The following is a 24,057-nucleotide window of genomic DNA, read 5'->3' as shown; positions in this document are numbered from 1 at the left end:
ACCGTTATGTTATGAGAATATTCTCATGCCCCTTCAAGAGCTAAGCTAGAAATGAGTGCCGGAGATAAGCGCCGGATGGGGAAGGCGAACGGTCAGCGCTGTACCGCAGCGCTGACCGTTCGTTGGTTATCTCGACTCTCTGCATTTTCTCTCTCTCATTCAACGACATTCTTTTAATCTGTTTGATGATGATTATCGTCGAACGCGTCATTTTTGTTCATTCATTTCCGTGCCATTCGCAATGTTGGTGGTTCGCTAAGCCGGCCACGCGACAGATGCGCCTATTATATAAATAGGCATTTTCTATACATCTTTTCTTATTTGACCTGCCAGAACGATAACCTCTCATTAATTCATTATTAATCAGTGCATTGAACAAAATCATCGTGACCTGTAATCCCGCGTAGCAGGGTCTATGCTTAGTTAACGTAGCTAAAAAGGGCGATTTAAACGAATGCCCCTGTGGATGAGGGGTTGAAGTGATAATCATTATCACTAACATGATGTTATGCCCTGGTGGCTGATGACATGAGGTGAACCTATGGAATTGCATTCGGGAACATTTAATCCGAACGACGTTGTCTGGCGTGGGTTGACGTTAACACCCGCAGCGGCAGCGCATATTCGCGAACTGGTTATTAAGCAGCCTGGCATGCAGGGTGTGCGTTTAGGCGTAAAGCAAACCGGGTGTGCAGGGTTTGGCTATGTGCTGGCGACGGTCAGTGAGCCGCACAAAGACGATCTGCTCTTCGAATTCGATGGCGCGAAACTGTATGTGCCGTTGCAGGCAATGCCGTTTATCGACGGAACGGAAGTCGATTATGTGCGTGAAGGATTAAATCAAATATTCAAATTTCACAACCCGAAAGCCCAGAATGAGTGTGGCTGCGGCGAAAGTTTCGGGGTATAGGCGGTGCTATGTCTCGTAATACTGAAGCAACTGACGATGTCAAAACCTGGACGGGTGGACACCTCAACTATAAAGAGGGGTTCTTCACCCAGTTGCAAACCGACGAGCTGGAAAAAGGCATTAATGAAGAGGTGGTTCGCGCTATTTCTGCAAAACGGCATGAACCAGAATGGATGCTTGAATTTCGCCTCAACGCGTTTCGTGCGTGGCTTGAGATGGAGGAGCCGCATTGGCTCAAAGCGCATTACGACAAACTGAATTATCAGGACTACAGCTATTACTCAGCGCCTTCGTGCGGAAACTGCGACGACAGCTGTGCCTCTGAACCTGGCGCGGTGCAGCAAACAGGGGCAAATGCCTTTTTAAGTAAAGAGGTGGAGGATGCTTTCGCCCAGTTAGGGGTGCCGGTGCATGAGGGTCACAATGTGGCGGTGGACGCCATTTTCGACTCTGTTTCTGTGGCCACGACCTACCGTGAAAAACTGGCGGAACAGGGCATCATCTTCTGTTCGTTTGGGGAAGCGATTCACGATCACCCTGAACTGGTGAGGAAATACCTCGGTACCGTGGTTCCGGGGAATGACAACTTTTTTGCGGCGCTTAATGCCGCCGTGGCGTCTGACGGCACGTTTATCTATGTGCCGAAGGGCGTGCGCTGTCCGATGGAGCTCTCCACCTATTTCCGCATTAATGCGGAAAAAACCGGCCAGTTTGAACGTACCATTCTGGTGGCGGAGGAAGGGAGCTACGTGAGTTATATCGAAGGGTGCTCTGCGCCCGTGCGTGACAGCTATCAGCTGCATGCGGCAGTGGTCGAAGTGATCATCCACAAAGACGCTGAAGTGAAATACTCCACGGTACAAAACTGGTTCCCTGGCGATAACAACACCGGCGGTATTCTGAACTTTGTGACAAAGCGTGCGCTGTGCGAAGGGGAAAATAGCAAGATGTCGTGGACCCAGTCGGAAACCGGCTCGGCCATCACCTGGAAATACCCGAGCTGTATTCTGCGCGGCGACAACTCCATCGGCGAATTCTACTCTGTCGCGTTAACCAGCGGTTATCAACAGGCGGATACCGGCACCAAAATGATCCATATCGGCAAAAATACCCGCTCAACCATCATCTCGAAAGGGATCTCCGCAGGACATAGCCAGAACAGTTATCGCGGGTTGGTGAAGATCATGCCAACGGCGACCAACGCGCGAAACTTTACCCAATGCGACTCTATGCTAATCGGTACGGATTGCGGCGCACATACCTTCCCGTATGTTGAGTGCCGAAATAACAGCGCCCAACTGGAGCACGAGGCGACCACCTCGCGCATTGGCGAAGACCAGCTGTTTTACTGTCTGCAACGCGGGATCAGTGAAGAAGATGCCATCTCGATGATCGTCAACGGCTTCTGTAAGGATGTCTTCTCCGAATTGCCGCTGGAGTTTGCGGTTGAAGCGCAAAAATTGCTGGCGATTAGCCTTGAACACAGCGTTGGATAAGGAAAGCTCATGTTAAGCATTAAAGATTTACAGGTCAGTGTTGACGATAACGCGATCCTGCGGGGCGTTAATCTTGAGATCCGTCCGGGAGAGGTGCATGCCATTATGGGGCCTAATGGTTCCGGAAAGAGCACGTTATCCGCTACGCTGGCCGGACGTGAAGATTATCAAGTTATCCAGGGGCAGGTTGAGTTTAAAGGCAAGGATCTCCTCGAACTGTCGCCGGAAGAGAGGGCAGGAGAAGGCATTTTCATGGCATTCCAGTATCCGGTGGAGATCCCTGGCGTCAGTAACCAGTTCTTTCTACAAACCGCGCTCAATGCTGTGCGCAGTTATCGGGGAGAAGAGTCCCTGGATCGCTTTGATTTTCAGGATCTGATGGAAGAAAAAATGGCGCTTCTGAAGATGCCGGAAGATTTGTTAACACGCTCAGTGAATGTGGGGTTCTCGGGCGGTGAGAAAAAGCGTAATGACATTTTGCAGATGGCCGTACTGGAGCCGGAACTGTGCATCCTTGATGAGTCTGATTCCGGGCTGGATATTGATGCGCTAAAAATTGTCGCCGATGGGGTTAACGCCCTGCGTGACGGGAAACGCGCGTTTATTATCGTTACCCACTATCAGCGTATTCTCGACTATATCAAGCCTGACTACGTTCACGTTTTGTATCAGGGGCGGATTGTGAAGTCCGGTGATTTCACTCTGGTCAAACAACTGGAGGAGCAGGGATATGGCTGGCTTACCGAACAGCAGTAGCGTGCTGCAACAATGGCATCGCCTGTTTGAAGCGCAAGGAGAATCGCGTTCAGAACATGCGCAGCAGCATCTGCAACAGATGCTACGTCTGGGATTGCCGACGCGTAAGCATGAAAACTGGAAATACACGCCGCTTGAAGGATTAACCAACCGCACTTTTGTCAGCCACTTTGCTGAGGTTACTCCGGCACAATGCAAAGTCCTGGCATTAGGCATTGAGGCCGTTCGTCTGGTGTTTGTCGATGGGCAATTTAGCCCGACACTGAGCGACAGCACGGAAGGCAGCGGTTTTGAGGTCACTTTCAATGATGAACGGCAAACCTGGGTTGCACCGATTCAGCCTGACGTGTTCCTGCATTTGACCGAAAGTCTCGCCCAACCTGTTAGCCACATTCGCGTTAAACGCCATCAACGGCCTGTGAAACCCCTATTGCTGATGCATATCACGCAAGGCGTGGACGGTGATGAGGTGAATACCGCGCATTATCGCCATCACTTTGACCTGGGCGAAGGCGCTGAGGCCACGATTATTGAGCACTACGTCAGCCTCGATAACACGCCTCATTTCACCGGGGCGCGGTTAACGATGAACGTCGGGGCGAATGCGCATCTGCACCACATCAAGCTGGCGTTTGAAAACCCGGTGAGCCATCACTTTGCGCATAACGATCTTCGCCTTGCTGGTGATGCCACCGCGCACAGCCACAGTTTCCTGCTAGGCGATGCCGTGCTGCGCCACAATACCAGCACGCAGCTTAACGGTGAAAATACCACCCTTCGGATCAACAGTCTGGCGATGCCGGTGAAAAATGAAGTGTGTGATACCCGGACCTGGCTGGAACACAACAAAGGCTACTGTAATAGCCGACAATTGCATAAAACCATCGTCAGCGATAAAGGCAGGGCCGTGTTTAATGGCGTGATCACCGTGGCGCAGAACGCGATCAAAACCGACGGACAGATGACCAATAACAACTTGTTGCTGGGGAAACTGGCTGAAGTCGATACTAAGCCGCAACTGGAAATTTATGCCGATGATGTGAAGTGCAGTCACGGGGCGACGGTAGGACGTATCGATAATGAGCAGATGTTTTACCTGCGCTCGCGGGGGATTGGACAGCAGGACGCGCAACAGATGATCCTATATGCATTTGCCGCAGAGCTGACGGAGGCTCTCGGTGATGATGTGCTCAAACAACAGGTGCTGGCGCGAATAGGTCTTCGCCTGCCGGGAGGCGTAGCATGACTTTTCCCATCGAAAAAGTACGGGCGGACTTTCCTGTCCTGACGCGTGAGGTCAATGGTTTGCCGCTGGCCTATCTGGACAGCGCGGCAAGTGCGCAAAAACCCAATCTGGTCATTGATGCCGAGGCCGAATTTTATCGACACGGTTATGCGGCGGTTCATCGTGGTATTCATACGCTGAGTGCGCAGGCCACGGAAAAAATGGAAAACGTACGTAAGCTGGCGTCACTGTTTATCAATGCGCGCTCTGCTGAAGAATTAGTGTTTGTCCGCGGTACGACGGAAGGCATTAATCTGGTGGCGAACAGTTGGGGGAACAGCAATATCCGTGCGGGCGACAACATTATTATCAGCGAGATGGAGCACCACGCCAACATTGTACCGTGGCAGATGCTGTGTTCACGCGTCGGGGCGGAACTGCGGGTGATCCCGTTAAACCCGGACGGCACGTTGCAACTGGATATTCTGGATACTCTGTTTGACGACAACACGCAGCTACTGGCGATTACGCACGTCTCTAATGTGTTGGGGACGGAAAATCCATTGCCGGAACTGATTGCGCTTGCCCATCAGTACGGTGCGAAAGTGCTGGTGGATGGCGCACAGGCGGTGATGCATCACAAGGTTGATGTGCAGGCGCTGGACTGCGATTTCTATGTTTTCTCCGGGCATAAATTGTACGGGCCGACGGGCATTGGCGTTTTGTACGTCAAAGAGGCGTTATTGCAGGAAATGCCGCCGTGGGAAGGCGGCGGGTCGATGATCGCCACTGTCAGCCTGACGGAGGGAACCACCTGGGCAAAAGCCCCCTGGCGTTTTGAAGCGGGCACGCCAAATACCGGCGGCATCGTAGGACTCGGCGCGGCAATAGAGTATGTCTCGGCGCTGGGGCTTGCGGATATCAGCGAGTATGAACAGCATTTAATGCACTACGCGCTGGAGCAACTGGCTGATGTGCCGGAACTGACGTTGTACGGCCCGGAAAATCGGCTTGGCGTTATTGCGTTTAATCTGGGTAAACATCACGCCTATGATGTGGGAAGTTTTCTGGATAACTACGGTATTGCCGTGCGTACCGGGCATCATTGTGCGATGCCGCTGATGGCATTCTATCGCGTCCCTGCCATGTGCCGGGCGTCGCTGGCAATGTATAACACCTATGAAGAAGTGGATCGCCTGGTGACAGGACTTGTCCGTATTCACCGCTTGCTGGGGTAACAGGGAGACGCTATGGCCGCGCTACCGGATAAAGAAAAATTGTTGCGTAATTTTCAGCGTTGCGCTAATTGGGAAGAGAAGTATCTGTACATCATTGAATTGGGACAGCGTCTGCCAGAATTAACTGAGCAGGATCGTAACCCGGAAAACAGTATTCAAGGATGTCAGAGTCAGGTATGGATCGTTATGCGCCAAAATGCTGAAGGTATTATTGAGTTGCAGGGCGACAGTGATGCGGCAATTGTGAAGGGGCTTATCGGCGTTGTATTCATTTTGTACGACCAGATGACAGCCCAGGATATTGCGAATTTTGATGTGCGACCGTGGTTTGAAAAAATGGCGCTTGCACAGCATTTGACACCTTCCCGTTCACAGGGACTGGAGGCAATGATACGCGCTATCCGCACCAAAGCCGCCACTATTGGCTAAACTCAATAGACAGCTTTCATCCTGTTAGGCAAGGCGGTGCTTTACCTTGTCGGACTTTCAGCCTTCTGGCTCATAGCCAGTGAATACAGGAGTTTGGGTATGAAACGCGTGTCTCTCATTACTATTACACTTTTCGGCGCTTACAGCGCCTTACAGGCAGCCTGGGCGGTGGATTATCCCTTACCGCCAGCAGGAAGTCGTCTGGTTGGGCAAAATCAAACGTACACCGTTCAGGAAGGCGATAAGAATTTACAGGCGATTGCCCGGCGTTTCGATACCGCCGCGATGCTGATCCTGGAAGCGAATAATACCATTGCTCCCGTTCCGAAAGCCGGAACGCTGATTACTATCCCCTCTCAACTGTTATTACCGGATGCGCCGCGCGAAGGCATCATTGTGAATCTGGCGGAGCTGCGGCTCTACTATTATCCGCCAGGAGAGAGCCTGGTTCAGGTGTTCCCGATAGGTATTGGATTACAGGGGCTGGAAACGCCGGTGATGGAAACCCGTGTCGGTCAGAAGATCCCTAACCCGACATGGACACCGACGCCAGGCATTCGTAAGCGTTCTCTTGAACGCGGTATTACGTTGCCGCCTGTGGTTCCGGCCGGGCCAAATAACCCGTTAGGCCGCTACGCGCTGCGTCTGGCGCATGGTCACGGAGAGTATCTCATTCATGGCACCAGCGCGCCGGACAGCGTCGGTTTGCGTGTTAGCTCTGGCTGTATCCGTATGAATGCGCCTGACATTAAGGCGTTGTTTGCTCAGGTCAGGACAGGTACGCCGGTAAAAGTGATCAACGAACCGGTAAAATTCTCCGTTGAGCCTAACGGTATGCGTTATGTTGAAGTGCACAGGCCGCTGTCACCGGAAGAAGAACAAAACGTACAGACCATGCCCTATGTGCTGCCAGCGGGTTTTAGCCAGTTCAAAGCGGACAAGAATGTGGATCATGGGCTGGTAGAGAAAGCGCTGTATCGTCGTGCGGGATATCCCGTGGCCGTTACGGCCCAACAGACGCCGGTTGCGAATAATCTTTCAACGGTTGAATCTGCGCAGAATGGTCAAGCGGGGAATGGTACGGAGCTGCGTGTGACGCAATAACAGGGAAGGGGAAATAACAGACAAAAAAATGGCGCACAATGTGCGCCATTTTTATTACACAGGTACTATTACTTACGGTATTTAGTAGCCTGGTTGTCCAGACGCTGGTTAGCGCGAGCTGCGTCGTCTTTAGCAGCCTGAACGTCGGAACGCATTGCGTTCACGTCGTTGCTCAGCTGGTCAACTTTAGCGTTCAGAGTCTGAACGTCAGAAGACAGCTGATCGATTTTAGCGTTGCTGGAGCAACCTGCCAGCAGAGTAGAACCCAGGATTACCGCGCCCAGTACCAGTTTAGTACGATTCATTATTAATACCCTCTAGATTGAGTTAATCTCCATGTAGCGTTACAAGTATTACACAAAGTTTTTTAGGTTGAGAATATTTTTTTGATGCTAATGCACTTATTTTTGATCGTTCGCTCAAAGAAACACCGAATTGAGCAAAATCGTCTAAAAAACCGAGTGAAAACAGAATCCTTCCATCGGATTCATCTTAGATAATCAGCAATTAGATAGCGAAATCCGATTTGATTTTTTATTAATAGTGGCTATCGATAAAATAAAAAAAGCGCCACAAGGGCGCTTTTTAAACAAATTAATTCACTCAGGAATTATTACAGCACGTGAACAGATGCCGTGTTGGTGGTGCCGCTTGGTACCAGCGCGCCGGAAACCATGACCACAACATCGCCTTTCTGTGCCAGACCGCGTTCAACCAGCTGCAGAGCGACTTCTTTACCCAGACGGTAGAAATCATCCGTAGAGGCAATTTCTTTCACCAGGTGTGGAATAACCCCTTTGCTCAGCACCAACTGACGTGCGGTGGTTTCATTGGTGGTCAGTGCCAGGATAGTTGCATCCGGGAAGTATTTACGCACTGCACGCGCAGATTTACCACCACGGGTCGCAACAACGATCAGCGGAGCTTCCAGTTTTTCTGCGGTTTCTACTGCGCCACGACATACGGCTTCAGTGATACGTAGTTTACGGCTGTCGTTATTGTAGTCCAGACGGCTGGTCATTACGCGGTCGGTACGTTCGCAGATGGTCGCCATGATGGAGACGGCTTCCAGCGGGTATTTACCTTTTGCGGATTCGCCAGACAGCATGACTGCGTCGGTACCGTCGAGGATGGCGTTCGCCACGTCGCCTGCTTCTGCGCGGGTCGGACGTGGGTTTTTGATCATGGAGTCCAGCATCTGGGTGGCAGTGATAACCACTTTACGTGCGCGGACGCATTTCTCGATCATCATCTTCTGCGCGAAGATCACTTCTTCAACCGGGATTTCTACGCCCAGATCGCCACGAGCAACCATGATGCCGTCAGACGCTTCGAGGATTTCGTCGAAGTTGTTCAGGCCTTCCTGGTTTTCGATTTTGGAGATGATCTGGATCTTCTCGCCGCCGTGCGCTTTCAGGTGCTCACGAATTTCAACGACGTCGGAACGTTTACGGATGAAGGATGCGGCAACGAAGTCAACGCCTTGCTCACAACCGAAGATCAGGTCCTGTTTGTCTTTCTCAGCCAGTGCTGGCAGTGCGATAGAAACGCCCGGCAGGTTAACGCCTTTGTTTTCGCCCAGATCGCCATTGTTCAGTACTTTACAGATAACTTTGTTACCTTCGATGGCGGTCACTTCCATGCCGATCAGACCATCGTCAACCAGAACGGTGTTGCCTACGCTCAGGTCAGTGGTGAAACCTTCGTAAGTCACAGCAACGATTTCGTTGTTACCGATCACGGTTTTGTCGGTAGTGAAAGTGAACGTCTGACCTGCTTTCAGGGAGACATCGTTACCGCCTTCCAGCTTGATGGTACGGATTTCCGGACCTTTGGTGTCGAGCAGGATAGCGGCTTTTTTACCGGTTTTGCTCATCACGTTGCGCAAGTTCTGGATACGCTGACCATGCTCTGCGTAATCGCCGTGAGAGAAGTTCAGACGCATGACGTTCATGCCCGCGTCCAGCATTTTGCTTAACATCTCTTCAGATTCGGTTTTCGGGCCGATGGTGCAAACAATTTTGGTCTTTTTCATGACAGTCTTAGTCTTTAAGTTGAGAAGGATATGGAAATCTGGCTTCGGGGGCGCACGGCCAAGAAGCTAAACCTGTGTTGCGAAAGTGGTGATACATCGCTCTAAGGATAGGTGACATCGAAGGAGCGTGCAGAAGAATGTGTGCTCGTGTTTCAGCCCAACGGGAAGGGGATAATGTGAGTCGTTGAGTTCTATAGTCCAATCTGCTGAAACCATTCAAGAGTCAATTGGCGCGCATTATACGCTGAAGTTAATCCAAAAGGAAAATAAAAACAGCGTTTCAAAAATCTTCTGTGCAGATTCACAACAAATTGTTATTAAAGCGTTACTGCCCGCATCAGGACTGTCCCTCCAGAAGGTGGGCGTGTTGCGCAACAGAGACAATCTTATGCTTTAGCATTACAAAAATAGTGCTAAAGCCTGAATTCACGCCTCCACGTTTTTATTCTCTGAAGTTATAACAAATTCTTTTTTAATCATTTAAAAGCGTATCAGTGCTGATTACACTCATTTGGACATCCATACTGCTAAACAGCTAAAAGCACTGGCAGGATAACCATCAGCAGCAGCGGATACGATAACGATATGATCGCTCTGAAAAATATTTCGAAAGTGTTTACTCCCGGCAAGCATACGATCACCGCCGTGGATAACGTCAATTTGACGGTTGAACAGGGGCAAATTTACGGAATCATCGGCTATAGCGGCGCCGGAAAAAGTACGTTGATTCGGTTACTCAATGGGCTTGAAAAACCGTCTGCTGGCAGCGTCACCATCAATGGGCAGGTGATCTCTCAGGCGAAAGGGGAATCTTTGCGCCAGGCGCGGCTAAAAATCAGCATGGTGTTTCAGCACTTTAACCTGCTGTGGTCGCGCACCGTCAGCGAAAACATTGCCTTTTCTATGCAAATTGCCGGCGCACCGAAAGCGAAGATCAAAACCCGGGTGGCGGAATTGATTGAACTTGTTGGCCTCACCGGGCGCGAAAATGCTTACCCGTCGCAATTGAGTGGTGGACAAAAACAGCGCGTGGGCATCGCGCGGGCTCTGGCAAATCGCCCGGATGTGTTGTTGTGTGATGAAGCCACTTCGGCGCTGGACCCACAAACGACCGATCAAATTCTCGATCTGTTACTCGATATCAACCGTCGCTTCCAACTGACGATTGTGCTGATTACTCATGAAATGCATGTAGTGCGCAAAATCTGCGATCGCGTGGCGGTGATGGAGAGTGGTCGGGTGGTGGAAGAAGGGGATGTGTTAACCGTTTTTACCCATCCGCAGCAACCCATTACCCGACAATTCGTCCGTCAGGTCAGCCAATATGCCGAGGATGATGCATTTAACCTTCTGCTGGTGAGTGAATTGGGGGGAACGGTGATTAAGTTGACCTTCACCGGGCACAGCACACATCAACCGGTTGTCGGGGAACTGACCCTGCGCTACGGCCTGCCTTTCAATATTTTGCACGGCAAGATGACGCAAACCGCGCACGGGGTGTTTGGCGAGCTTTGGTTGCATGTTGTGGCAACCGAAGAGCAACTGAACAATATTCTGGCGGATCTGGGGCAAAGTGGGATTGAAAGCGAGGTGATTCAACATGGTTGAGACGCTATTTCCCCATCTCCGGTGGGAGCAACTGTGGGCGGCTACGCAGGAAACTCTGTACATGACGGCACTTTCGGGAGTTGCCACCTTTGCACTTGGCATCGTTCTGGGGCTGGCATTGTTCCTGACCGCCCGCGGCGGGCTGTATCAACATCGCGCGCTGTATAGCGCAATCTCCCTTGTGGTGAATGTGTTCCGCTCTGTCCCGTTCATCATACTGATTGTCCTGCTGATTCCATTCACTAAGTCATTAGTGGGGACCATCCTTGGCGCCAACGCGGCGCTTCCCGCGCTGATCGTCGGCGCCGCGCCTTTTTATGCGCGTCTGGTTGAAATCGCACTTCGCGAAGTCGACAAGGGTGTCATTGAAGCCACGCGCTCAATGGGCGCTCGCCCAGGCACACTTATTTTTCGGGTTTTACTGCCTGAATCATCACCTGCGTTGGTGTCCGGGATCACCGTGACGCTGATTGCGCTGGTCAGTTACAGCGCGATGGCAGGGGTGATTGGCGCAGGCGGTTTAGGGAATCTGGCTTATCTGGAGGGATTCCAGCGCAACCACAGCGACGTCACACTGGTAGCGACGGTGACCATTTTGCTCATCGTCTTCATTATCCAGTTCTGCGGCGACGTGATCACATCACTGTTAGATAAACGCTAATAAAATATGGAAACCTGCATCATGAAAAAATCACTGACATTACTCGCCGCCGCAACCTTAAGCGCCCTGAGCTTTGCCGCCTGGGCTAACACCCTGACCGTTGGCGCGTCTAACGTTCCGCATGCTGAAATTCTTGAGCAGGCGAAACCAATCCTCGCAAAACAGGGGATCGAGCTTGAGATCCAACCCTTCCAGGATTACATCCTGCCGAATACCGCACTGGCTGGGCGCGAGATTGATGCGAACTACTTCCAGCATATTCCCTATCTGAACAGCGTTCTGAAGGATCATGCGGGCGATAAAACCTATGATTTTATTAGCGCAGGGGCGATTCATATTGAGCCGATCGGTATTTACTCGAAGAAATACACGTCTCTGAAGGATCTGCCAGAAGGCGGTAAAATTATCATGCGTGATGCGGTCTCCGAAGAGGGGCGTATCCTGTCGATTTTTGAAAAAGAAGGGGTGATCACACTGAAACCTGGCGTGGATAAAGTGTCTGCCCGCATCAGCGACATTGTCGATAACCCGAAAAAACTGCAGTTCCTGCCAAACGTTGAAGCGGCGCTGTTACCGCAGATGTATAACAACGACGAAGGCGACGCGGTGGTTATCAACGCCAACTATGCTATCGATGCCGGGCTGGATCCGGTACACGATCCGATTGCAGTAGAAAGTGGTGAAAATAACCCGTACGCCAACATCATTACGGTGCGTCGTGGCGATGAGAAGAAAAAGGATATTGTGGCGCTGGTTGACGTACTGCACTCTAAGGCGATTCAGGATTGGATTCGCGCCAAATATAAAGGCGCGGTGATCCCGGTAAATAACTGATGTGTTCTGTGCCGGGTGGCGACTTCACCTCACCCGGCCTGAATATTGGCGTCAGGCCGGATGAAGCGCATGAACGTTGCCATCCGGCACTGAATCAGACTCGCTCAATTTTCGCCGGTAATCCCTGGCGCACCGCCGCACCCGACACCCAGTCCAGCCAGGTATTACTCACCTCGCGGGTCGGGTCGGCAAACCCTAAGTCGTTCAGGTTAATGCCCGATTTTATCTGCGCATCAAACGGCATCGGTTCACCGTCCAGCGTATGCTGTGCCGCGCCCATTTCCCGATGTCCATAGCCATGTTCAATGGCGACAACGCCGGGCATTACGCCGTTGAGCAGACTGATATGCGCCTCCACCTCGCCGCCGGGCGTGGTAATGCGCGCCACGTCGCCATGCGCGAGGCCGTAACGTTCACCGTCCTGCGGATTGAGCGCCACCAGATTTGTGGGTTTAAGGTGATGTAATCGCGGGATCACCGCCGACGCGCTCGCCATCGTGTTGGACTTAAAGGAGATGAGCTTGAGTGGCCACTGTTGTACGGGGAACAGTTCATCCACCGACCGCCCGTCCGACAGTCTCGACGGATACCACGCCGGGCAACCGCTGTAGCGTTCACCCGTAATGGCGTGACGATGGGCAGCAACGTTCGCATTCCAGATTTGCAGGGGCTTTTCCCAGGCGTTGCCGACCCGATTGTCCGCCCGACCGCTTTTGTCCGGCGCAAAACGACCCCCGCGCGAGTAAACAAAGGCAACGCGGCGAACTTCATCGGCTTTCAGCGTCTGTTCTATCACTGGCAGAATGCGTGATACGCCGGTCAGCGTGACATCCTCCTGATTGGCCTCGGCCACCGGTGATTTACCCATAAACGCAATATTGGCGGCGACGCGAAGATAGTAATCTTCCGCGCGATTCAGTGGGTAGCGATTGCCCTGCGCATCGGTAATCGCATTATCACCAAATCCAGGCAGATGAAGGCGTTTCGCCACGGCGATACAGAACGACTCCATCGATACGGGCTGCCCGTCTGCCGCGCGGTGGGTGGCTGGTGGAACAATCGGCCAACGGGCGGTCGTGGCTTTGCTGGCGACCCCCGCCCACGGTGCGCTGAATCCCCAACTTTCAAAGTTGTGAGTATCCGGCACGATATAATCCGCCAGCGCCGTCGTCTCATTCATAAACGCATCAATGGCGATAAACAACGGCAGATGTTTGGGGTCTTTGAGCTTCTCTTCGGCGACCGCCCGCAATCCCGGAATTCCATACAATGGGTTGGTCATGTTGGAAATCCAGGCTTTTAGCGGATAGGGATAACCTTCCAGCGCGCAGCTGAGTAATTCGGTAAGCTGACCTGCCACAAACGGATACCACGGCGCTTTTGCCGGAAAAGGGGATTTCCCGGCCGCCACTTTATCACGGTACTCTTCGGAGGATTCATAGGCGGTTTTACTGCGGGCAATACTCAGGCCTTTTGGCTTTACCTTGCCGGGAAAACTGTCCATGTTGTAGCGGGGACCATCGGTTGCGCCATTAAATTTACCACCGCCGACGAAGACGCCGCCTTCGAGGCTAAGGTTGCCAATCAATGCGTTGAGCATCATCACGGCCCAGGCATTGTAAAATCCATTGCCCGCCATCATTCCGCCGTGGGTAATCACCGCTGCTTTACGGCCATGACTGGTGAAGGCGTCAGCCATCGCCACCATGTTTTCTTGTGAAACCCCACACTGCTGGCTGTACTCGGTAAGCGTCAGTTTTTCTGCGGACTCTTTCAGACACTGAAACCCGCTTTTCACCGTCACGTGGCGACCATCTGCCAGCGTTACCTGGCGGGTGACAAACAACTGGGCTTGCTGACACGCGGTGGCCGCGACCATTTCGCCCGAAGCATTGACCACCACAGGATCGGCATTCCCCTCAGAACTCAGGTGTGCCAGGGTCAGATGTTGTCCGGCAAGCGTTGGGATCTCATCGGTGATCACCAGATGTGAGGCGTTAGTCCAGCTTTTCTCACCGGCCTGTTGCATCGCCGCCGTGCTGGGGAGTGCGAGGTACGCGGCGTTGTAACGTTGATTTTCGATGATCCAGCGGATCATACCCATCGCCAGCGCCGAGTCACTGCCCGGCAAAATCGACTGCCAGTGTCCGCGATCGTCTGCCAGAACCGTCGTTAATGGCAATGCCGGAGAGACGACCACATAGCGAAAATCATTGCGTAAGCGGGCGCTGGCAAGTTGTCTGGCCTGACGTTTAAACGGGTTGCCGGACTGCGCCGGAGAGGTGCCCATAAAGAGGGCAAATTCGACGTTTTCCCAGTCGGGTTTTACGTGGGTGTTTTTATCCAGATCGCCCATCAGCGCGCCAGAACCCGCACGGTAAGCCAGGCCACAGTACGCGCCGTGCGCGCCGAAATTTTTACTGCCAAAGCTGTTGAGGGCAAAGCGGCGAAGGAAGGTATCGCGCCCATCATCGCTGGTGTTGGTCACCAACAACTGATTACTTTTGGGGCCAAAACCAGGGTGCTGCGGATCCACGAGCGTATCAGGCGCGTGAATAGCGCGCAGGCCCTCGACGTGTCCTTCTCCGAACAGATCGCCCCCCTCGACAACCTCCTCGATCAACTGTTCAAAACTGATGCGTTGCCATTTCCCTTCTCCTCGTTTGCCTACGCGTTTCATCGGCACCAGGATGCGCAGTGGACTGTATAAGCCTTCGAGCAGTGTGGCGCCACGGGCGCAGGCGGTGGAACGGGCGTCGAGTCCATTTTCACCGGCCAGTTGCTCCATCGCCGTTGCAAAAGGGACGGCGGCGTCAATGTGATGCTCGTGTGAAAGCGGGTGATACGGATTGCCTGCAATACGCAGTACTTTTCCCTGCTCGCTGTCGACACGAACCCGCACGCCGCACTGTGTCCAGCAGCCGAAACATTGCGTCATGGAGATCACCTGATGCGGATTTTGCTGCCAGTGCGGCGTGGCCTTTGCCTCGGGGATCAGCGCATTGCCGAAAATCCGATCGCGGGTAATTTTGCCGGATGTGCCATCCAGCAGGCCATCAATCGCGCGTTTTGCCACATCCCGGTAACTGAGGCCGAAGGTCACCATGCCGCCCACGGCAAGACCCACTTTAAGCCACTGACGACGGGTTAAATTAGCCATGTTGTAATCTCCTGGTGAGTCCGTTAAGCACCTCACGAACAATGATGAATAGTGCAATCCACAACCCAAAAGTTCCTATGATGGCCAGCCAGCCATCGGTCCCCCCTGGTAGCGAATAAGGGTTAAATTGCGCGTTAAATTTGGGGACGGTCTGAACCTGAATCAGCAGCGTCCAGCGCATTAACCAGCACAGCGCCATTGCGCTTAACGCCAGACTGACGCGCAATGCCAGCGATAAGGGTTTACGCATTGCGACGGCGCACACGATGAGAGTGAAAAACCACAGGGCAACCCAGCCAACGGCGTAGTGGCGGGCGGAGGGCGATACATCGATCCACTGGCGAAGCGCAATGCCGGAAAGGGTGTCGCTGCTTACCCAAACCACGACAACGAGCGCCAGTGCCAGCAGCATGCAGAACTGCCCCCCGGCGAGGCGTCTTTGTAACCGCGGGTCACGAGGGTTGGCGATAACCAGTAGCGCGAAGAAAGCCTGAAAGGCGCTGAAGAGCATTGCCAGCGGAAAGGCGTAGCTGAACCAGATTGGGCGAGCCTGTACCACAGACACTTCCCGCCCGGTATAGATCAGTAATCCTACGGCGGACAATGCGCTGGCCAGCGCCAGCCATTTGGTGAGACGGTAACGTTTGTCGGTAAAACGCGTGATCTGCTGCGCCACAAACCAGAATCCCAGAAAACCCGTAAACAGCGGCAGAAATACGGCGCCCCAGGGCATCCAGGACCAGGGGGTAGGATACGCATAAAAATGCCAGACGCGGGCGGTCTGGTGGAGATCGGCGGTGAGCGCCAGCGGCGCAGTGATGGCGCAGGTCAGGGCAATCAACAGCGTCATATTTTCCAGAGAGGCGTTGTCGTCAGACTTACGCCAGTGCAGGTAGCAGGCAAACAGTGCCGCGCAGGTGGCGATACCAATAAAAAAGAAATATTGCACGGCCCAGGGGAGCCAACTCACTTCCTGCGGTCGGGTCAGTACCTCTTCGATCAACAGTGAATTCGACATTTAAACCTCCTGCCAGAGCGCGGGTTGTGCGCGGCCCATCAGCGGCGTGACGAACGCCTCATCCAGGCCCAGGTAGAATACGTGCGGCAAGGTGCCGTTTTCCGGCTTCAGTACCTTGATTGCATCGTGGTGAGTCTTGAGCATCTGCGAGATCCGGCTGTCTGGATCGTTGATATCTCCAATGATCCGGGCACCGCCGACGCAGGATTCAACGCAGGCGGGGAGTAATCCAACCTCAAGCCGGTGCGTACAAAACGTGCATTTATCTGCGGTTTGCGTCTCATGATTGATAAACCGGGCGTCATAGGGACAAGCCTGTACGCAGTAGGCGCAACCGACGCAGCGCGTGTTGTCCACCACCACAATGCCATCTTCACGCTGGAAGGTGGCCTGCACCGGACAAACGGGAACGCAGGGCGGGTTATCGCAATGGTTGCACAGGCGGGGAAGCAGGACGTTGGTGACGTTTTGATCACCTTCCAGCCGGACCTGATACTGATTGACGTGCGTACGAAACTCACCTTGTGGCGTCTGGTTTTCAATCGCACAACTCACGGTACAGGCCTGACAACCAATGCAGCGCCGCAGATCGACAAGCATGGCATAGCGGTGTTTGGCCGATCCTTCATGTCGCTCGGGTGAAAAGGGAAATTTCGCCTCTGCCAGGGGGGCCAGAGAGGCGCCAGCGGTCAGGACGCCGAGATGCTGGAGAAACTGCCGTTTACTGCTGTCCATATTTTCTCCCGTCACGGTGCAACAACTAAACATTGGTCACGTCGTTGATTTGCGTGTTATGTATAAAGAATCTTGATGATTTACAGTGTAAAAATCGTGGCGGGGGCAGCTCTATTGTGGTTAACCACATACCCGGCTTGTTGTTGATCTAAAACAACATAAATGACAGGGATTCTTGGGTGAAAGGCAAAGTGGTGAAATATCTGGCGGTGCTGGCATCCGTCTGGGTATTAACGAATCCTGCGTGGGCGGGGACGTGGAAAATCGGCATTCTGGCCATGCGGGGAGACGATTCTACGCGGAATCACTGGCAACCGTTGGTGGCGATGCTGAATCAGCAACTGCCTGGCGAACAATTCCAGATTCAACCGTTGGACTTGCACCAAATGCAGGAGGCGGTGAACCGTGGAACGATTCAGTTTGTGATTACTAACCCAGCGCAGTTTGTGCAGCTCAATAGCCATGTCCCGTTACGTTGGCTGGCCTCGTTGCGCTCCCTGCGTGGGAGTAAGACGGCAGGAAATGTGATTGGCAGTGTGATCCTGACGCGGCGTGACAGCGGCATCAGCGGTGTCCACGATCTGATCGGAAAAACGGTTGGCGCCATTGATGCCCAGGCCTTCGGCGGGTATTTGCTGGGGTATAAAGCCCTCAGCGATGCGGGGTTACGTCCGGAGCGCGATTTGCAGCTACGTTTTACCGGTTTCCCCGGCGATGCCGTGGTGTATTTGTTACGAGAAAAGGCGGTTCAGGCCGCGATTGTGCCGGTTTGTCTGTTGGAAAAAATGGACCAGGAAGGGCTGATCCGCAAAGACGATTTTGTGGCGGTGCTCAGCTATCCTGCGTCGATTCCCTGTTTAACCAGCACTCCACTTTATCCTGACTGGTCATTTGCCGCACTGTCGTCCGTCAGTAATACCCTTGCGGATCGCGTCACCCGTGCGTTATTTAATGCTCCGGAATCCGCCCCCTATCACTGGGGGGCACCGGCCTCTACCAGCCAGGTTGAAGCATTGCTGCGCGAGGTGCGTCAGCATCCGCAACAGCGACGTTTATGGCTGGATGTGAAAAGTTGGCTCATTCAGCATCAGACGATAATGGGGGGCGCGGCGATTATCGTCTTCCTGCTGACCCTGAATTACATCTGGGTCATGCTGTTGGTTCGTCGGCGGGGGAAACAGCTGGAACGCAATAATGTACTGCTGCGTAAACAAGAGCAGGCCCTCGAAACGGCAAGACAAATGAGTATCCTTGGTGAAATGACCTCCGGGTTCGCCCACGAGGTAAACCAGCCGCTTTCGGCGATCCGCCATTATGCCGAAGGGTGTCTGATTCGGTTACGCAAACAGGATCCGCACCATCCGCTGTTACCCGCGCTGGAACATATCGACAGCCAGGCGCAGCGCGGCGCGGAGACGTTGCGCAATTTGCGCCACTGGGTCAGCCAGGCACAGGGAAATCCGGTGCTGGCCGAGGAGTGGAAGGCTATCGGTATTCGCGACGCCATTTCCCACGTCTGGCAACTGTTGCGCATGTCGCAGCATTTCCCGACGGTGACGTTACACGCCGATGTGGATCCCACACTGACGCTCACGCTACCGCCGATGCTCCTTGAACAGGTGCTGGCGAATCTTATCCTGAATGCCGCTCAGGCGGAGGCGACGACGGTGTGGTTAGAGGCGAAAGAGGGCAACCACGCGATGTCTATTCTGTTGCGGGACAATGCGGGAGGGATCGACGACGCGGTACTGCATCAGGCTTTCCAGCCCTTCGTGACTACCCGCAAAGAAGGGATGGGCCTGGGGTTAGTGATCTGCCAGCGGCTGGTACGTTACGGTCAGGGAGATATCAGCATTTCGAACCAGACATCGCCTGATGGTCAGAAGGGGGCGGTTGTCATATTGCATTTCAGAAAGAGCGAGGGAGAGAGCGGCGATGGCGATCATTCATCTGCTGGATGATGATGTGGCAGTGACAGACGCATGTGCCTTTTTACTGGAGAGTTTAGGCTACGAGGTCCGGTGCTGGAACGACGGTGGCCATTTTTTAGCTCAGGCGGATTTGCGACAAACCGGCGTGTTGTTGCTGGATATGCGCATGCCTGAACGGGATGGTCAGAGAGTGCATGAAGAGATGCGCCAGCGAGGCAGTACGCTGGCCGTCGTATTTCTCACCGGGCATGGTGATGTGCCGATGGCGGTGGAGCAGATGAAGCGCGGGGCGGTCGACTTCTTGCAAAAGCCAGTATCTGCCGGACCCCTCCAGAATGCGCTGGAACGCGCGCTGGTGGTTTCTGCGTCGGCGTTCGCGCGCCAGTCCATTATCAGCTGTTACCAACAACTCACGCCAAAAGAGTGCGAGTTGGCGGCGCTGGTCGTAAAAGGATTGATGAATCGCGAAATCGCTAACGTGATGAATATTGCAGTTCGTACTGTGGAGGTTCATCGCGCCAGGGTCATGGAAAAAATGCAGGCCGGGAGCCTGGCGGAGCTCGTGAATCGCCTGCAACAGGTGCTGTAAATCAATACCGATGCAATAGTTTCATTATTTATTTGATTTTCATTGAATTTTGTCTATTTCAACGGAGTGATATATGCTGTTGGTTGATGCTGGCAACGAGTGAAACATGATGGGAAACCTAAGCAAAGAAGACGCGCTGTACCAGGAGATGTGCAGAGTCGTAGGTAAAGTTGTGCTGGAAATGCGCGACCTGGGACAAGAGCCGAAACATGTCGTTATTGCTGGCGTCTTAAGAACGGCATTGGCGAATCAGCGTATCGCCCGAAGTGAGCTTGAAAAACAGGCGATGGAAACCGTCATCCGGGCATTAACGGGTTAATGGAATAAGGGGATAGGCGATATCTTTCGCCATCTCTGATTCTTTATATTCGGGAAACTATTTCCATATGAAAATAAATTTTCTTTCGTTAATAGAAATAATCGTTATGTGATTAATTATATATCGTGGGTGTTATATTATGATATCTGCGAGACTTATCACAAACATATGAAATAGCAATGAAGAAATATTATCCAGTCATTTAATGATAATAAATATCACTACGCATTTATTATTTCCCTTCCGTTTTTTAATTGATGACGATCAAAGTTATACCGACTGAATAACCACATTATCTTTATGCCTAACCCTAAAGGATTAGTTCGTTGGCATTTAATCCTCTTTTATGAAATCCGGTTAAGGCAAAAACACCAGGTGTTGGAGGCAACATTCGAGGCTCTGTTTTTGCATAATGAGAATTGGCCTGGGAGATGTTGTCAGCACTGCGTTTGCAAAGAGGATGCAAAATAAATGAACCAGGTTGATCGTCCACTTTTAGATTTCGGTTTAACGCGGCTTGAATTTTTGCGTATATCAGGAAAAGGGCTGGCGGGATTAACGATTGCGCCTGCGTTGTTGTCACTCTTTGGCTGCAAGCAGGAAGATATAGACAGTGGAACAGTAGGACTGATAAATACGCCGAAAGGCGTTCTGGTAACCCAGCGCGCCCGCTGTACGGGGTGTCATCGTTGCGAGATTTCCTGTACCAATTATAACGATGGCGCGGTGGGAACGTTCTTTTCTCGCATTAAGATCCATCGCAATTATTTCTTTGGCGATGGTGGCGTTGGCTCTGGCGGCGGATTGTACGGTGATTTGAACTATACCCCTGATACCTGCCGTCAGTGCAAAGATCCGCAATGCATGAAAGTGTGTCCCATTGGCGCCATTACCTGGAAACAGGAAGAGGGATGTATTGCCGTTGATCACAAGCGGTGCATTGGATGCAGCGCATGTACTACCGCCTGCCCCTGGATGATGGCCACCGTAAACACCGAAACCAAAAAATCCTCAAAGTGTGTTTTATGCGGCGAATGCGCCAATGCTTGCCCAACCGGGGCATTAAAAATAATAGAGTGGAAAGAAATTACTGTTTGATTGATCTCAGGCGGAAACGCGGTGCGTCATTCTCCTTTAATGAATCCAGTTTTGCAAAAAGTGCGAGATGACGGTTAGCGATAATCACGCTATTGAATCATCTTGCAAAGGAAAAAATTATGGCTAACGGTTGGACTGGTAATATTTTGCGGGTCAATCTCAGTACGGGTGAAATTACTCTTGAAGATTCCAGCAAATTTAAAAAATTCGTCGGCGGAATGGGCTTTGGTTATAAAATCATGTATGACGAAGTCCCGCCAGGCACAAAACCCTTTGATGAAGGTAATAAACTGGTATTCGCCACCGGGCCGTTGACAGGGTCTGGCGCGCCATGCAGTTCTCGCGTCAATATCACCTCACTTTCCACGTTTACCAAAGGCAATTTAGTCGTAGATGCGCATATGGGCGGCTTTTTTGCAGCCCAAATGAAATTTGCGGGTTATGACGCCATTATTATTGAAGGCAAGGCGGCATCGCCCGTCTGGCTGAACATTAAAGATGACAAAGTCAGTCTGGAGAAAGCCGATTTTCTCTGGGGCAAAGGAACGCGAGCCACGACGGAAGAGATCTGTCGGATGACCAGTCCTGAAACCTGCGTGGCGGCTATCGGTCAGGCTGGCGAAAACCTTGTTCCGCTCTCCTGCATGCTTAACAGCCGCAACCACAGTGGCGGGGCGGGAACCGGGGCGGTGATGGGGTCGAAAAACCTGAAAGCGATTGCGGTGGAGGGTACCAAAGGGGTCAATATTGCCGATCGCAAAGAGATGAAACGGCTCAATGACTATATGATGACCGAGCTAATTGGCTCGAATAACAATCATGTCGTTCCCAGTACACCGCAAGCGTGGGCGGAATATTCCTCTCCGGCGTCACGCTGGAATGCGCGCAAAGGCTTGTTTTGGGGGGCGGCAGAAGGTGGCCCCATTGAGACGGGCGAGATACCGCCAGGAAATCAGAATACCGTCGGCTTTCGTACCCTTAAGTCCGTTTTTGATCTGGGACCCGCCGCCGAGAAATACACGGTGAAAATGAGTGGATGCCACTCGTGTCCAATTCGCTGTATGACTCAGCTCAATATTCCCCGGGTAAAAGATTTTGGTGTGCCGAGCACCGGGGGCAACACCTGTGTGGCGAACTTTGTCCATACCACGATCTTCCCACACGGTCCTAAAGACTTTGATGATAAAGACGACGGGCGTGTCATTGGTAATTTGATCGGCTTAAACCTGTTTGATGATTACGGTATTTGGTGCAATTACGGGCAATTGCACCGGGATTTCACTTACTGCTACAGCAAAGGGGTCTTCAAACGCGTACTTCCTGCCGACGAGTATGCTGAAATTCGTTGGGACCAGTTAGAAGCGGGGGATCCCAATTTCATCAAAGATTTCTATTACCGACTTGCGCATCGCGTCGGTGAACTCAGCCATCTTGCTGACGGTTCGTATGCCATCGCTGAACGCTGGAAACTGGGTGAGGAATACTGGGCTTACGATAAAAACAAACTCTGGTCGCCGTTTGGTTTTCCTGTGCATCACGCCAACGAGGCTTCTGCACAAGTGGGGGCGATCACCAACTGCATGTTTAACCGCGACTGTATGACGCACACCCACATCAACTTCATCGGTTCCGGTTTACCGCTGAAATTGCAACGGGAAGTGGCGGGGGAGTTGTTTGGTTCAGAAGACGCCTACGACGAAACCAAAAATTACACGCCGATCAATGCGGCCAAAATTAAATATGCCAAATGGACGCTGCTCAAAGTCTGTCTGCATAACGCCGTCACGCTGTGTAACTGGGTATGGCCAATGACGGTATCACCGCTCAAAAGCCGTAATTATCGCGGCGATCTGGACCTGGAGGCGAAGTTCTTTCAGGCAGTAACTGGCGATGAAACGACTCAGGCCAGCCTCGATCTCGCCGCTGAGCGTATCTTTACGTTGCACCGTGCCTATACGGTCAAGCTGATGCAAACCAAAGATATGCGCAATGAACACGATCTCATCTGTTCCTGGGTGTTCGACAAAGATCCCAAAATCCCCGTGTTCACCGAAGGGACGGACAAAATGGATCGTGAGGATATGCGCCTTTCTCTGACGCTTTTCTATCAGGAAATGGGCTGGGATCCTGAGTTGGGATGTCCGACCCGCGAAACCCTAAATCGACTTGGGCTTGAAGACGTTGCCGCCGATTTAGCGGCGCAGAATCTGTTGCCTGCGTAAGGAACGCGAGATGAGCCATGTAGATAGCGTTTCAGCTCAGGATGTTCCAGAGATAGACGTCGAAAAACGCCACTGGTTTCATGCGTTGCGTCTTCAGGAAGAGCAGGGCGATACACCGGCGGAAGCGGCTGACCCAGTCGAGATTGTGGCGGATTTTATCCGCCAGCATTCGGCATCGGGAAACCTGGTGGCGCGTAGTTTGTTTACGCTGCCGCCCTATTCGTTGACCGAAGAGGATCTCGACCCTCTGCTGGAGCGTTTGCGCCAGGGCGAGAGAGGGGCGGATATTACCTGCGTGAAGGGGAGTCAGGATGAGTACTACTACAGCACGCAGACAATGACCGCAAACTATGCCGACATGTGTGTGCAGGTGGTGGAAAGGGATATCTGCCGTGCGATTGCCGAGGCGGTGCGATTTGATTGCCGAACGTATCCCCGACCTTACAAAGTCGCCATGCTGGAACAACCGCCGTACCGCTTTGCATCGCAAGAAATAGAGGCGGCGCTGGCCACAATGGATGTTCATCCGGACTATGCAGATATACGCCGCGTTGAATCGTCAAACGCAGAGCCTTATCTGTTTAGCGAGCGTTTTATGCGCTATGGAAAGGCCTATGGCTTATGTGAATGGCTTGAGGTTGAGCAGTATCAGAACCCCTGATTTTTCAGGTAGATGTCATGGAACGTGT

The 24,057-nt window shown here is 52.5% G+C and carries 22 protein-coding genes; 16 read left to right on the top strand and 6 right to left on the bottom strand.

From position 1 onward, the window contains the following. The first annotated feature begins 541 nt into the window (after positions 1 to 541). From sufA to ldtE, 7 genes are all read left to right on the top strand, one after another. Complete coding sequence (gene sufA, locus CJP72_RS08705) at positions 542 to 910, top strand: Fe-S cluster assembly scaffold SufA (protein WP_162380472.1); 369 nt, start codon at positions 542 to 544, stop codon at positions 908 to 910. Positions 911 to 918: 8 nt separating this feature from the next. Beyond that, positions 919 to 2,406: a Fe-S cluster assembly protein SufB gene (gene sufB / locus CJP72_RS08700; RefSeq protein ID WP_162380471.1), complete on the top strand. Its 1,488-nt coding sequence runs from the start codon at positions 919 to 921 to the stop codon at positions 2,404 to 2,406. Between the two features lie 9 nt (positions 2,407 to 2,415). Then, entirely contained in the window at positions 2,416 to 3,162 is a 747-nt protein-coding gene (gene sufC / locus CJP72_RS08695; protein ID WP_162380470.1) for a Fe-S cluster assembly ATPase SufC, read from the top strand. Next, positions 3,137 to 4,408: a Fe-S cluster assembly protein SufD gene (gene sufD, locus CJP72_RS08690; RefSeq protein ID WP_162380469.1), complete on the top strand. Its 1,272-nt coding sequence runs from the start codon at positions 3,137 to 3,139 to the stop codon at positions 4,406 to 4,408. Before sufC ends, sufD begins: the two co-directional genes overlap by 26 nt. Further along, positions 4,405 to 5,625, top strand: coding sequence for a cysteine desulfurase SufS (sufS, locus tag CJP72_RS08685; RefSeq protein WP_162380468.1), 1,221 nt, complete (start codon positions 4,405 to 4,407; stop codon positions 5,623 to 5,625). The genes sufD and sufS overlap by 4 nt, the downstream gene beginning before the upstream one ends. Positions 5,626 to 5,637: 12 nt before the next feature. Then, entirely contained in the window at positions 5,638 to 6,054 is a 417-nt protein-coding gene (gene sufE, locus CJP72_RS08680) for a cysteine desulfuration protein SufE (protein WP_162380467.1), read from the top strand. A gap of 99 nt (positions 6,055 to 6,153) precedes the next feature. Further along, positions 6,154 to 7,158, top strand: coding sequence for a L,D-transpeptidase LdtE (gene ldtE, locus CJP72_RS08675; protein ID WP_162380466.1), 1,005 nt, complete (start codon positions 6,154 to 6,156; stop codon positions 7,156 to 7,158). Positions 7,159 to 7,226: 68 nt separating this feature from the next. Here the strand turns inward: ldtE and lpp are convergent, their stop codons facing one another. From lpp to ynhH, 3 genes are all read right to left on the bottom strand, one after another. Beyond that, complete coding sequence (gene lpp / locus CJP72_RS08670) at positions 7,227 to 7,463, bottom strand: murein lipoprotein Lpp (RefSeq protein ID WP_001082307.1); 237 nt, start codon at positions 7,461 to 7,463, stop codon at positions 7,227 to 7,229. Positions 7,464 to 7,771: 308 nt separating this feature from the next. Then, positions 7,772 to 9,193, bottom strand: coding sequence for a pyruvate kinase PykF (pykF, locus tag CJP72_RS08665; protein WP_162380465.1), 1,422 nt, complete (start codon positions 9,191 to 9,193; stop codon positions 7,772 to 7,774). A gap of 7 nt (positions 9,194 to 9,200) precedes the next feature. Continuing rightward, on the bottom strand, positions 9,201 to 9,395 hold the full coding sequence (ynhH, locus tag CJP72_RS26285) for a protein YnhH (protein ID WP_446714965.1): 195 nt from the start codon (positions 9,393 to 9,395) through the stop codon (positions 9,201 to 9,203). Between the two features lie 383 nt (positions 9,396 to 9,778). Here ynhH and CJP72_RS08660 point away from each other — a divergent pair, with 383 nt between their 5' ends. The 3 genes from CJP72_RS08660 to CJP72_RS08650 are packed head-to-tail and all read left to right on the top strand — an operon-like array spanning position 9,779 to position 12,296. Next, complete coding sequence (locus CJP72_RS08660; protein ID WP_162380464.1) at positions 9,779 to 10,801, top strand: methionine ABC transporter ATP-binding protein; 1,023 nt, start codon at positions 9,779 to 9,781, stop codon at positions 10,799 to 10,801. Further along, positions 10,794 to 11,462 (top strand): methionine ABC transporter permease, encoded by a 669-nt coding sequence (locus CJP72_RS08655; RefSeq protein ID WP_162380463.1) that lies wholly within the window; start codon positions 10,794 to 10,796, stop codon positions 11,460 to 11,462. The genes CJP72_RS08660 and CJP72_RS08655 overlap by 8 nt, the downstream gene beginning before the upstream one ends. Before the next feature lie 21 nt (positions 11,463 to 11,483). After that, positions 11,484 to 12,296, top strand: a complete 813-nt coding sequence (locus CJP72_RS08650; RefSeq protein WP_162380462.1) for a MetQ/NlpA family ABC transporter substrate-binding protein — start codon at positions 11,484 to 11,486, stop codon at positions 12,294 to 12,296. Positions 12,297 to 12,390: 94 nt separating this feature from the next. Here the strand turns inward: CJP72_RS08650 and ttrA are convergent, their stop codons facing one another. The 3 genes from ttrA to ttrB are packed head-to-tail and all read right to left on the bottom strand — an operon-like array spanning position 12,391 to position 17,209. Beyond that, entirely contained in the window at positions 12,391 to 15,456 is a 3,066-nt protein-coding gene (gene ttrA, locus CJP72_RS08645; RefSeq protein ID WP_162380461.1) for a tetrathionate reductase subunit TtrA, read from the bottom strand. Next, positions 15,449 to 16,474 carry a tetrathionate reductase subunit TtrC gene (gene ttrC / locus CJP72_RS08640; RefSeq protein ID WP_162380460.1) on the bottom strand — a complete coding sequence of 342 codons (1,026 nt, stop codon included), beginning with the start codon at positions 16,472 to 16,474 and terminating at the stop codon, positions 15,449 to 15,451. Before ttrC ends, ttrA begins: the two co-directional genes overlap by 8 nt. Then, positions 16,475 to 17,209, bottom strand: coding sequence for a tetrathionate reductase subunit TtrB (gene ttrB, locus CJP72_RS08635; RefSeq protein ID WP_162380459.1), 735 nt, complete (start codon positions 17,207 to 17,209; stop codon positions 16,475 to 16,477). It abuts the gene before it with no gap. Between the two features lie 179 nt (positions 17,210 to 17,388). Here ttrB and ttrS point away from each other — a divergent pair, with 179 nt between their 5' ends. The 6 genes from ttrS (at position 17,389) to CJP72_RS08605 (ending at position 24,029) form a co-directional block, all read left to right on the top strand. After that, positions 17,389 to 19,170 (top strand): tetrathionate respiration histidine kinase TtrS, encoded by a 1,782-nt coding sequence (gene ttrS / locus CJP72_RS08630; protein WP_162380458.1) that lies wholly within the window; start codon positions 17,389 to 17,391, stop codon positions 19,168 to 19,170. Continuing rightward, positions 19,145 to 19,729, top strand: a complete 585-nt coding sequence (gene ttrR, locus CJP72_RS08625; protein WP_162380457.1) for a tetrathionate respiration response regulator TtrR — start codon at positions 19,145 to 19,147, stop codon at positions 19,727 to 19,729. The genes ttrS and ttrR overlap by 26 nt, the downstream gene beginning before the upstream one ends. A gap of 109 nt (positions 19,730 to 19,838) precedes the next feature. Beyond that, positions 19,839 to 20,048: a fumarate hydratase FumD gene (fumD, locus tag CJP72_RS08620; RefSeq protein WP_162380488.1), complete on the top strand. Its 210-nt coding sequence runs from the start codon at positions 19,839 to 19,841 to the stop codon at positions 20,046 to 20,048. A gap of 471 nt (positions 20,049 to 20,519) precedes the next feature. Further along, positions 20,520 to 21,146: a ferredoxin-like protein gene (locus CJP72_RS08615; RefSeq protein WP_162380456.1), complete on the top strand. Its 627-nt coding sequence runs from the start codon at positions 20,520 to 20,522 to the stop codon at positions 21,144 to 21,146. A gap of 119 nt (positions 21,147 to 21,265) precedes the next feature. Further along, positions 21,266 to 23,368 carry an aldehyde ferredoxin oxidoreductase gene (locus CJP72_RS08610; protein WP_162380455.1) on the top strand — a complete coding sequence of 701 codons (2,103 nt, stop codon included), beginning with the start codon at positions 21,266 to 21,268 and terminating at the stop codon, positions 23,366 to 23,368. Between the two features lie 10 nt (positions 23,369 to 23,378). Further along, positions 23,379 to 24,029: a YdhW family putative oxidoreductase system protein gene (locus CJP72_RS08605; protein ID WP_162380454.1), complete on the top strand. Its 651-nt coding sequence runs from the start codon at positions 23,379 to 23,381 to the stop codon at positions 24,027 to 24,029. Positions 24,030 to 24,057 lie beyond the last annotated feature (28 nt).

It is taken from the genome of Citrobacter sp. NCU1, from assembly GCF_010231475.1.
Classification (GTDB): domain Bacteria; phylum Pseudomonadota; class Gammaproteobacteria; order Enterobacterales; family Enterobacteriaceae; genus Citrobacter_D.
Note: the sequence above shows the minus strand (reverse complement) of the source record. Positions and strands in the feature narration are given on the sequence as shown.